The 11,650-nt window shown below is 67.3% G+C and carries 9 protein-coding genes; 7 read left to right on the top strand and 2 right to left on the bottom strand.

The annotated features are described in order from the left end of the window. Positions 1-71: 71 nt before the first annotated feature. Both MZC64_RS47195 and MZC64_RS47190 read right to left on the bottom strand, forming a co-directional pair. Complete coding sequence (locus MZC64_RS47195; protein ID WP_247766216.1) at positions 72-800, bottom strand: 5-formyltetrahydrofolate cyclo-ligase; 729 nt, start codon at positions 798-800, stop codon at positions 72-74. A gap of 10 nt (positions 801-810) precedes the next feature. Next, the gene (locus MZC64_RS47190; RefSeq protein ID WP_247766217.1) at positions 811-1,971 is read right to left on the bottom strand and encodes a helix-turn-helix domain-containing protein; all 1,161 of its coding nucleotides are present in this window, start codon (positions 1,969-1,971) and stop codon (positions 811-813) included. 279 nt (positions 1,972-2,250) lie between these two features. On the opposite strand from MZC64_RS47190, the gene MZC64_RS47185 reads away from it, so the two are divergent. From MZC64_RS47185 to MZC64_RS47160, 7 genes are all read left to right on the top strand, one after another. Next, a complete protein-coding gene (locus tag MZC64_RS47185; RefSeq protein ID WP_247766215.1) occupies positions 2,251-2,484 on the top strand; it encodes a hypothetical protein in 234 nt (77 codons plus the stop codon). Positions 2,485-2,488: 4 nt separating this feature from the next. Then, on the top strand, positions 2,489-2,965 hold the full coding sequence (locus tag MZC64_RS49260; protein ID WP_374205920.1) for a recombinase family protein: 477 nt from the start codon (positions 2,489-2,491) through the stop codon (positions 2,963-2,965). A 6-nt stretch (positions 2,966-2,971) separates the two neighbouring features. After that, positions 2,972-3,151, top strand: a complete 180-nt coding sequence (locus MZC64_RS47180) for a hypothetical protein (RefSeq protein WP_247766214.1) — start codon at positions 2,972-2,974, stop codon at positions 3,149-3,151. Positions 3,152-3,513: 362 nt separating this feature from the next. After that, entirely contained in the window at positions 3,514-4,281 is a 768-nt protein-coding gene (locus MZC64_RS47175; protein WP_247766213.1) for a hypothetical protein, read from the top strand. Between the two features lie 1,691 nt (positions 4,282-5,972). Further along, on the top strand, positions 5,973-10,364 hold the full coding sequence (locus MZC64_RS47170; RefSeq protein WP_247766212.1) for an SNF2-related protein: 4,392 nt from the start codon (positions 5,973-5,975) through the stop codon (positions 10,362-10,364). Then, positions 10,361-10,948 carry a hypothetical protein gene (locus MZC64_RS47165; protein WP_247766211.1) on the top strand — a complete coding sequence of 196 codons (588 nt, stop codon included), beginning with the start codon at positions 10,361-10,363 and terminating at the stop codon, positions 10,946-10,948. Before MZC64_RS47170 ends, MZC64_RS47165 begins: the two co-directional genes overlap by 4 nt. A 327-nt stretch (positions 10,949-11,275) precedes the next feature. Further along, positions 11,276-11,521, top strand: a complete 246-nt coding sequence (locus tag MZC64_RS47160; RefSeq protein WP_247766210.1) for a J domain-containing protein — start codon at positions 11,276-11,278, stop codon at positions 11,519-11,521. Positions 11,522-11,650: the final 129 nt, after the last annotated feature.

The raw sequence follows: 11,650 nt of genomic DNA, 5'->3' as shown, positions 1-11,650 counted from the left end.
CGACCTTGGACCGTCCACGACCCGCCATCGCCGAATCCTACAATTAGATAGCGGATTTCAGGCGCAGGACACTAGCGTCTGCGAGTCGCGTGAGCGGCGAGCGCCGGGATGGTGGCGATCTTCTCCTCGCTCAACTGCTCCCACAACACACCAGCCGGCCGCGGCGACGGGCCACACTCGATGACTTCCTCCGGCGTGACGATCAGATTCATGCGGAAATCGTGTGCCGCTTCCGGAAACGGTTCATCCAGCACCTGCAACGGATGCACAGTTGTCACGATCATTGTGGCCGGTCCGATCAGCCCGGCCTCCTGCAGGAACGCCAACTCCAGATCGGCGTATCCGGCGCCCTTGCCCAGCCGGGCACCCGCCCGGTTCACCGCCACACTGCCGCAGACCACCAAGTCCACCGCCGACATGGTGTCGACCCCGACCTTCGGCGCGACACTGGCTGCCCCCTCATTCGATGCCACCTCGGTAAACGGGGCCTTCAACTCTCTCGGGTCAAGCTTGTAGAACGGCAGCCTGTGCGCCAGCTTGGACACCGCCATGTAGACAAGCTTGCCGTCCTCCAGTGCCCGCACCCGCACCGGCAACTGCGGCCTGTCCGGAACGGCCTTGATCACCCGGGCCCGCTGCCACACCGACAGTTGCGCCAGGCGCTGCGCCGCCTCCGTAGCACCCTGAAAGTCAGGAATGCGGCCGTGGGCACCCCGCGGTGCCGCTACCGCGGCCTGGTCGAGGGTGTTCCAGACGCGTTCGCGGATTGCCTGTTTGACTCGATCGAGCTCACCGCTCACGCTGCACTCCTCAGCTGGGGATCATCAAGGCGTGCAACCGATCGTAGAGGTCCAGCACACCCGGCTGGTTCCGCCACGGCCGCAGTTCACCAGCCGCTGTGAAGATCACGTTGAGACCGCCCCCACCCCGGGTCTGCTCCACCTCCTCGATAGCGGTGGTCAGGGTGGCGGTGGCCGCGTCCAGGTTGGCCTGTCGCAGGTAGGCCAGGGTCAGGTTGCCCAGCACGATGGCCCGGGACTTCTGTCGATCCTGCAAGCTGCGTGCCACCCGCTCGAGGATCACCTGCGCCTGCTGGTGTTTTCCGAGGAAGAGATAGCAGGACCCGGCCAAGCGGTCGAACTGGTGCTCGGAAAACAGCTCGGCTGCGGCATCATGGGAATCGATCAGCTCCAACCGGCCGGCCGCCACACGTAGCTCCTGCTCACACGCCCCTGCCTGGCCCAGCATCGCGCGGGCTTCCGCGCTGTGCAGCAACGCCAGACCGCTGAGTACCCGGCTGCTGCCCTCGGCGACGCTGGCGGCTTGCCCGGCCAGACTCAGGCCCAGCTTCGGATCTTTCACCCCGTAGAGGGCAACGAAACTCTGCCGCAGCAGGGCATGCCCCTCCGCTACCGGATCACCTAGCCGTTGAGCGGCGGCGATCGCTTGGTCAAAGTAGGTCCGGGCACTGCCGTGATCCCGACGTTGCGAGGCATCCCAGACCAGTTGGCCCATCAGCGTGGCCGCCGCAGCCTCTGCCGCCACCAGCTCCCGCCGTACACGAGGTCGCTGCACGCGTTGCTGGATGAATCCGATCTGTCCCAGGCACTGTCCGGCTTCTGCGAGCAGTGACGCCGAGGGCACTCGGTCATAGCGCTCACCAAGACCATGAACGGTTTCGGACAGCGCGGCGACGTCCACCAGATCAACCGCCTCGGCAAGGCCGGCGGACATCCCCGCAGACGATGCCTGGCGCCGCAGTGGGCCGGCTTCCAGCAGTGCCGCGAGGGCCTCGGCAGGCAACTGCAGCAGGCGCGCCATGGTTGGCCTCAGCCGTATGTGCGGAACGGTTAGGCCGGTCTCCCACCGAGTGACCGTCGTCCGTTCGACACCAAGTGCTTCCGCGAAGGTCTCCTGGGTGAACCCGAGCAGGCTCCGTCTCTGTGCGAGACCATCCCGTTTGGACGCCACGGTCACCCCCCGTCGTCCCAGTCGACTCTAGCCCAATCTCATCCTTGCAGGTCATAGAGCCTCGTGCGTCAGGAATGCGTCAAGGATGCAACACCCGTGCGCTGGTCAACCCCGCCCGATCGGCGTTGGCTTCACCCCGGCACTCACCGCCGGGCCACCTTCCCGCCGGTGCACCAGAATCTCACCGCGGTTCTCGCGCTCTGGTGGCGACTACCCCGCCCCGGCGGTGGGTGCCGTCCACGGACACGACAGTCCACACTGGACGGAGGCGCATCCACCATGACCACGACCCAGATTCCCAGCACACCCACACCCTCGGTCCCTGTCCCGGACCGGGACCACACTGCCGAGCAGATCGCGCAGGACCCCGAGGCATGTGTGTTGGACATCGTGACGATCCAGGCCTTCAACACCCACATTCCGCAGGAGCCTTCGGCTCTGTGCGTGATTTGCGGCCAGGAGTGGCCCTGCGAAGTCTCCCGGCGGGCCTTCCGCTTGCGCGAGGGGATCTAGCCCCATGCTCCAGTCCAGGACCACTACACGGCTACAAGAACTCCACCCAGCGCAGATGGGCTGGCCTGGGTCACTGACCCTGCCGCAGACAGATACGCGCCCTGGCGGGTTGTTGCGTGGGGTTGCCGGGCCACCGGCGCTCTATGGCTACAACCGGGTTCCGAAGCAGGCCATTGCCCAGTCCGAACGCGTGCGCCTTGCACTGGCCACATGGTGCCGGGCCCAGCACTACACGCTCCGCGTCGTCTTCACAGACTGGGGTGCCCCACCCGCGGAAGCGGAGGCCCCCGGCTTGCGTCGCCTGCTGACCGTCCTTGCCCAGCAAGACGCCCCCGGCGTCGTGGTACCGGCGCTGGAGCACCTCAGCCCTCACCCAGACGGACAAGCCCGCATCCGGCAGTACATCACCGGCTGCGGGGCCCACCTTGTCGTCATGACCACGATCGCTAACCAGCCACATGCTCATCTCCTCGGAGCGTGAGCGACAGTGCTGGTCGACTTCCTCTCCGCACTGGGCCACCTGCTCACCCTCGGGCTGATCATCACCATTGCCATCGTGCCCACACTGGCCTTCTCCGCACTGGGCGAAACAGAGCGGCCAGCACAACCCGGGGCCGACAGGACCCGCGCCACAGCGCGACAAACAGGTCGGCACAGGCTCCGGTGACCGATGCGCTACTCTGCCTCGACCCGGTCGGCGCGCGAGGTGCCGGTCGTCAGCCGTGAGAACCACCCGGACGGTTACCACCTCACCGGCGACAAGGCGCGGGACGCGCCTACCTCGACGCTCCACTGCGGCAACACCCCAGCGTGAACTGGTGTCCCCTCAACCCTTGTCACGCCGTCCGGGCGGTGTGGCAACCAAGGATCACCATGTCTCGCTCACCCCGCGCCCTCGCCAGAGATCTCCGCGCCGCCTACACGCGTGAACCCAAGCAAGTCGCCGGTGCCTGACTCGGCCGTGGCAACACCCACGGCCTGGACGACTGCACCGATTCCCAGCGTGCCTTCCGCGCCCACCTGGCCCTGATGCTGCTCAACCACAACACCGGTGCCCGCCTCGGCCGAGGATTCGACGTCTGCGACGCACACCAGCTCCTCGATGAAGACCTCTCCGTCTCACCCGCCTATGACGAGCTCACCCTGTACACCCCACGTCCGCACCGCCTTCTCCGTATGCTCCTGCCCGATCCCGACCATGTACGGCACGGGATCCTCGGCCTGCGCTGCCTCGACTCCGACCCCGACGGCACCTGGTACCGCCTCCTGCATCTACCCATCGGCGGCCACCTCCGCCTGCATTACCCAGTCGACCGGCCCCGCCACCACGAGTCCGAGAACACCCCGCCGCCGCAGTGGAATCCCGACCCCGCCAGGCATCGCCTCACCCGGCACGAAGAACTCGCTTTCGGCTACCTGCCCGCGATGACCGGGGAGGAGGAAAGCCTGCTCGCCGCACTGCTGGCACGACTGAGCACTCACGACCCCGACCGAGGATGGGCTCTCGGAGCCTTCAGCTCCGATCCCCTCGACCGCAGTCTGCCCGGGGCCCTGGTCGACCGCAGCCACCTATGGGGAGACGAGGGATCCTGGCGCTTGTACTACAACCGGTTCACCCCACCCCACGACGTCGCAGCAGCCCTGACCGATCCGAACATCGGTCTCCGCGGTGCCGAGGCCGAGATGAGCTCCGACACCGAAGCCCGTCTCCGCTACGGCGACACGACGTTGACGGTCACCCGCTACGGAGCACCGTATGACCTGATCAGAGGCAGGCCGTCTCCGTCTGGAAGGTGAGCGGATGGTGGTGTCGGCGGTGTTCGCGCGGTGATCGCGGCAGACCGGCAGGGGCCTGGTCTGGCTCCGTGGATCGGATCCAAGCGTCTGGGGCGGTTGTGTGGCAGCGACGATCACCGGTGGCTTGTGCCCAGGTCCTGCAGTCTGGTCACGAGGGTCAGCCGAGCGGAACTCACTTCTGCTGGCCAGCAGGTACAAGCCGGCGCGGCTGCATCCGCAGGCATCACCTACGGGAGGCAGCTTGCCCCCTCACCGCGGCGACCACCTCATCGAACAGATCGACATCCAGTCCCGTGGTCGCGTGGCAGCGCAACGGCTCCTCCCCGCACATGACATGACTTGACTCCACCCCACGTGACGAGCTTTCAACCAGACCTGTCACTGCCAACCTGGCGCACGCCCCGAGCGCGGCATTCTCCGCTGTCCACGAGCAAGCCGTTGGTGGTTCAACGAACGACACGGCGGACCTCTGCTCCCTGCCTCACGTTCGCGCCCCGTCACCTGTTCAGTCTCGACGGACTTGCCGCGGCCATTCGATGAGTTGGCACACCGGCGCATCGACCTGGTGCAAGCCTCGCTCAAGCCGATGCCGCAGGCCTCGGGGACCCCGCAACACCTCCTGCGGGGAGGGGGCAGTGACAAGAGGCGTGTCAGGAAATACTCACTGGTACCCCTGTCCACCCTTGTCGAGTCGGAGACCGCCCCACGGTACTTCGGCCCTCGCGGTTCCTGTTTAGTGCCAAGGGTTCTCACACACTGTCGGCGCAGGTGGTGACGAGACGACACACCACCTGATGCAGACGACAGAGGGGTGGGCAGTGGGGCTGTGGAGGTGAGGTGACCTAGCTGTGAAGGCAGAACAGCTGTGGTCGCTGGTTCGCCGCGGTGTACGTGCTCACCAATGCTGTGATCAGTGCCCAACAGTGACACGGCCGCGGCATCACGGCATGGGCGGTGGCATCACCATGGTGGCCGGGCATGACATCGCTGTGCCCTGCTGCGTGGCCCTGAGCAGAACAGCCGCTGCTGTCCTCTGCCTAGGGGGTCGCGATGGCCATCGCACGTCACAGGTGTGTGCTCTGTGCCGGAAAGCAAATGCTGCGGTGACACTCTGCCGTGCAGCCAAGCGATTAGGACGGCAACACATGATCTCATGGCAGTGTATTCGCTCGAAGATAGAGTGACGAGGCCATTCGGCGCATCAGTGATGCATGCTGCCGCCGGTGTCGCAATTTCAGGTACCCGATATTCCGCCGGCGGTCCCAGCGGCGGCTCGTGGCAAGTTGGCCTGACCGATGCCGAGGCATCCTCACGCGGGAGGCACCCACACGAGACGGGGTATGCACCACGCAGACACTGTGTGCCCACAGTGCTGTGGCCAGCTGTGACCGTCCTGTGTGGAAGTCATGAGCAGCCAGCCGGGCCCGCAGTGGGAAGCTGCAGGGGCCAGAACACCGCAGGCGAGTGCACGGCCCACCGGAGGACTTCCCACCGGTTCCAGCCTGACGCTCCTGTTTCCCAGGCATTGCCGATATCGATATCCGGGGATATTCACACAATGGGGTGCGTGCGGGCTTTCGATTGGAGCGCTTGATCTACTGTGCGCTAGGGTGCGGCATCGTCGATTTTCCTGAGTGACCAGCCGTGTGCTGCGTTGACGGGCAAGGCCGTCCCTGCTGTAGGAGAAACCAATGGAACGTGAGATCCCACCCTGGCTCCGCCCGTGGACCCGAGGCGGATGCTGGGCAGCCGGAGGTGAGCCGGAAGTCCTGCGCCGCCTGGAATCCGGCTCGCTGACGGTCAAGGATCTCCGCGCTCTGCTGCTGGTGCCACTGGGTGAGATGGGTCAGCTGCGCTCGCGCCTGCTCGATTACGTCAGCAGCCAGCCGCACCTGGCACCGGGCATCTTCGCCGTCCAGTCGCAGTTCACCGGATGGCCGCAGCCCACCATCGCGGTGCACCCAGTCGTCACTGGCGACGGCGCGGCCTTCAGAGCCCAGGCAGGGCTCCATCTCCGGCAAGGCCAGATCATGGGGGAGTGGCACACCGGCCCCAACAAGAAGACGGTGTCGCAGGTCAGCTGCCTCAGCCTGCTGGGACGCCTGGTCGACATCCCGATGCCGCGGGCCCAGGCCTCAGCGCCCACGACCACGGCTGCCACACCACCGCGACCGCGGCAGCCACTCACCATCCAGCCCTGCCCGGACCGCTGGGTGTCCCTCAACGACAAGGCATTCCTGGACGTCCTCACCGCGGCAGTCGTTCACGAGCAGCTCGATGAACATCTCATCGCGCATACCCTGGTGCGGGCCCGTGCTGGGCTGCTGACTGCCAAACACCTCAACACTGTGCTGATCCACAAGCCGTCACGGGTCTGGGACGGTGTGCTGCGCGCAGCTCTGCTGGCCGCGACCCGGATCCCACCGCGACTGGCCGAGTTCCTCAACGGCTACAGCGCCTCAACCGGCTCGCCGACCGGCGAGTTCACCGACCAACTTCACCCTGACGGCATGAAGTCGGCCAGCGTGCGCCTGGTCGTCGACGGTCAGGACAGGACCTTCGGACCGTGCCGGGCCGTGTCCAGAGCTGCGGCACGTCAGGCCGTCCGGCTGGCAGCTCTTGCCGAACTCGCCGGCCTGCCGCCCCGCGAGCACTGGAGCGAGCAGGAGAAGGTGCCGTCCGGCTGGCTCGTGCTGACCGCGGACCGCACCCCGATCCAGGTACTGGAAGACTCCGCCACCCGCACCAAGACCACGCTGCGCTGGCAGGACCGCAGCGAGCCAGGGCACCTGCGGTTCCAGCTGGACTACCGCTGGGCCGGACGCACCTTCACCGCCACCGCGGAAGCCCCCGGCATCCAGCAGACCAGGCAGACCGCGGCAGCCTCGATCATGCTCCAGGTCAACATGAGCCACGGGCGCGCCACCCCAGCCGCACCGGCTACGCGGGTCGAGTTGGCCGCGGCGACTGTGACGGTTCCGCAACCCCAACGCCGTGACCGGCACGCTGCGGCCGACAACGACCCTGCCCCACCAGCCTCACTGGTGAGGCAGGAACCTGGCACTCCCCACCCTGCTCCGCCAGAGTCCGACGCCGCAGCCGTGCCACCCGAGCCGACGGTTCCTGCCCGCGAGAGCGACTACGAGGTCCCGTCCGCGGCGGCACCACCGCTGCACGGCACCGTCACCGTGGAGGCGCCAGCACGCCTCGCAGGGGGCCACAAGGCCTTCCGCGCGGCGCTGACCGCCGGGCACGGCTTCGCCTTCGACAGCACCGCTGCCCTCCCCCAGGCCGGGCTCGTCTGCCTCGGCGTGCCCGAAGGGGTGCCCACCGAGGTGCCCGTGGTCAGACATGAGGTCATGGACAGCCAGGGCGCCATCGGCATGGTGCGGTGCTGGCCGGTGGCCACCGGTGACGTGATCGATCTGCTGTCCGGGCCGCCACGGCAGGAGTGGAGCGCCTCGGCACGTCTGTGGGCTCAGGTTGTGCACCTGGTACTGACCATGGTTTCCCAGCACCGGGTGCGCCCCGGCCTGGCCGACACCGACGACCGGCGCCGGCGCTACCCGATGTGGCAGCTCGGCCCCTTCACCACCGGCCAGCAGCACACCGTGCAGACCCTGGCCACCGAGCTGGCCACCCAGACCCGTGTGGTCCGCGGGCTGATGGAGGAGGTCCCTGCCAAGGAGTCGGTGGATCTGCTCCGGTCGGTGCGGGCGATGGCCGACGTCCTGGCCCACCACCTCGTGATCTCCGCGGGCCGCCCCTACTTGCACGGCGGGGCGCCCTACACCGCTGAGGTCTACCTGGCCGACCCGCCCACCATCACCGCGGTGCAGCGCTGGGTCGACGACCTGGACGTCACCGCCGAGATGACCACCCCGCCCGCCGACGGGCCCTACCTGTGGCTGTGCATCAAACCACCGGTGCAGGGGCAGCCGGTGCTGGAAGGCACCCTGCGTCTGAGCATGCTGCCCGATAGCCCCGACTCGGCTGTGGATGCCGAATCGGTGTGGTGGAACCATCTCCTGCCTGACAACACCGTGATCCACGGCCCGGATCTACGAGAACAGGTCCGCCGGACCCTGCGCCTGGCCGGCCGCACCCTGCCCTGTCTGGAAGCCCTCGGCTCGGACCCCTACCCGGACCGGCTGTGGCTGGATCCCGCCGACGCCGCGGCCCTGTGCGGCAGCGCCGCACAGACCCTGCGGGAACTGGGAATCAGGGTGCAGTGGCACAAGGAGTGGGCCACCGAGCTGGCCGTGGAGGCCGTCGTCGGCCCCGCCGGCAGCACACAGCCGGTCACCGGCCGACTCGGACTGGGCGAGCTGTTCGACCGGCGCTGGCGGATCACCGCCGAGGGCACTGTTCTCACCGGCGCCGAACTGGACCGGCTGCGCGACGCGGAACTGCCATGGGTCATGGAACGCAACCGCTGGATCCTGGTAGACGACCTCACCCGCCAAACCCTGCGCCGACCCGCGGTCGAGACGATCCCGCGCTACCAAGGGATGCTGGAGGTCCTTGATGGCTGGGTCACCCTCGACGGCCGTGTCTACGCCTGCACTCCCGCGGCCGGCCTGGCCGCTCTTATCTCCCGGTTGCGCGAGACCGACTATGAGGAGGTGATCCGGCGGGAACGCGCGCACTGCCCGATCCGGCTTCGTGATCATCAGGTCCGCGCGCTGGCCTGGATCGCCGTGGTGAGCGCGCTGGGCTTTGGCTGTGTCCTGGCCGATGACATGGGCCTGGGCAAGACGATCACCGCGCTGGCCGCGCACCTGCGGCGTGATCGGGCAGGCGCGGACAAACCCACCTTGATCATCTGCCCGAACGAAGGTGTGCTCAACCACTGGGAGGGCGAGATCGCCCGGCACGCACCCACCGCCACGACGGTGCGTTACTGGCGTACCGAACGAACTCTGGGACTGCTGGGCCCGCGCACGATCGTGCTCACCACCTACGGGGTCATCGACGACCCACTGACCACAGTGGACTGGGGCCTGGTCGTGGCCGATGAGGCCCAGAAGACCAAGAACACCGCCACCGGTGCCGCGCGCCGCGTGCGTGCGCTGCGCTCGGAGACCCGGCTGGCGTTGACCGGCACACCCATGGAGAACCGGCCAGGAGAGCTGTGGGCGATCCTGGACTGGGTCAACGCCGGTCTGCTGGGCACTCCCGCGCACTTCCACGCCCAGTTCGTGCGCCCGATCCTGGACGCGCCCGACCCCGAAGCGGTGGAGCAGGCACGTCAGCGAGTCCAGCGCGTCGTGCGGCCCTTCGTGCTCCGGCGCCTCAAAATCGACCCCGCCCTGGGGTTGAACCTGCCGCCCAAGGTGGAAACCACCCACCTGGTGCACCTGAGTGAGCGCCAGCAAGGCCAGCTGGAGAGCCTGGACAACGCCAGCCGCCGACGCCTGCGACACAACTCCACCGGTGCCCCTATCGGCCAGCTGGTCAAGAAAATCACCCACGATCAACGCAAGATCGTCAACAGCCCGGCCCAGTTCCTGGAACAACCCCTGGACGATCCGGCCTTGGACTGGGACGAACTCGTGCACCAGTCACCGAAGCTGGCGCGTACCCGCGAACTGCTGCAGGCCCTGCGTGGCACCGGCGAACGGGCCTTGATCTTCACCAACTATGTCTACGCCGCCCAGATGGTCACAGCCTATGTGCAGCACCTGGGCTACCGCGCCGGCCTCTACATCGGCGAGGTCACCGAACCCGCCCGCAAAGCCCTCGTCGCTGACCTCACCGACGGAGGTATCCAGGTCCTGGTCGCGACGTTCACCACCGCGGCACTCGGTCTGGATCTGACCGCCGCCAACCATGTCATCCACTTCGAGCGGCACTGGAATCCCGCTGTCGAGGCCCAGGCCACCGACCGGGCCCACCGCATGAACCAACTCCGCCCGGTCCATGTGCACTACCTGGTCACCCGCAACAGCGTCGAAGACCGCCTCGCCGCGCTGGTGGCCGAGAAACGGGACCAAAGCGGCTTGTACCTGCCCGATGGCGAGATCGACTTCAGTCAACTCTCCGCCGACCAACTCATTCGTTTGGCCAACCTCACGACATGACCACCACACACACCACCCCACCCCAGTCCTCGACTACCGCAGCGATGGTGCCGACCCCTCCGTCCGGCTGTCCTGACACCACCGTCCTCACGGCCATGCTGGCCGATGCCGCTCGCCGGGCTGAAGGCCTGCTGCGTGGGACCAGCCGACACGAACAGGACCCGATCCTGGATCTGGTCCGCCTGATCCAGCAGGAACATGCCACACCTGAGACTGCTACCACCGCGGCAGAACAGCTCGGCCTCAGCGGTGCCGCACTCGGCCGACTCCGGCGCGCCTACACCTTCGGCGGCCTCGACGGCGTGCACACCGCACACCACAGCCACACCCCTGAGCCCAGCCTCATGCAGGCTGCCCGCACGAGCCTCCAGCAGCACTGCGGGCTCACTGAGAACACGATCACCCTCGACCTCAACAGGCTGACCGTGGACGGCAGCGATGTGCAGGTACGACTGAGTCGTCAAGGGCAGTGGTTTCCCTACACCCGCGCACACGAGATCTGGTCACCGGCCCGCGGACACTCCCCCGACCCGGTGCAGGCATACCGCGCGGCCCTCACCGCTCGCCGCAACCGCAACGGCTAACCGGTTCGCCGCCGCGCGGCGCCCACCCTGGGCGCCGCGCAGCGATCCCGTCAGGACCGGGCACAGCACACAGCACACAGCACGCAGCAGGAGAACCTAGTGGCGAGACGAGCACGATCCATACCTGCAGAGCCAGGCGACCCCAGTGTGGTGCGGCTGACATGCAAGTGGTGCGGACTGGGGTGGAACGCCTCGCGGAAGCGGCCCGGCACTCGCCCAGTGTGGTGCTCGGCCACCTGCCGGCAAGCGGCCTATCGTGCCCGCCATCCTGAACGTGCGCGTCAAGCCGCTCTCGCTGTCAACGCCGCGCGCCGTCACCGACGGCAGGTGGACCGGTTTCACCAGCAGTACCAGGAGATGGGCCCCCGTCACCGGTTGACCGTGGATGACGCGGAGCATCTGATGTGGGAGCTGGCGGGCGAGGACAACACAATCTGGACCAACCGGAAGAAAGGCTATCGCCTGGCCGCTCGACGCTGGCACCCCGACGTCAAGGGTGGCGACGAAACCGTCTTCAAACTCCTGCAGAGGGTGTACGGGGTCCTGGTGCAGTACAACCCAGAGTGGCGTTAGCCAGAACCCTGGCTAACGGGCAAGACACCGTGCGACCGCCGGCCACTCCACCGCCGGAATCGGGTCAGCCAGTACACCGGCCGCTGCCAACACGATTGGCCTCACACTGGCAGCCAGAACGGCAGCCGC

Origin of the sequence: Crossiella sp. S99.2, assembly GCF_023094165.1 — a bacterium.
In the GTDB taxonomy this organism is placed as follows: Bacteria; Actinomycetota; Actinomycetes; order Mycobacteriales; family Pseudonocardiaceae; genus Crossiella.
This window is presented reverse-complemented; position numbering and strand designations above follow the sequence as displayed.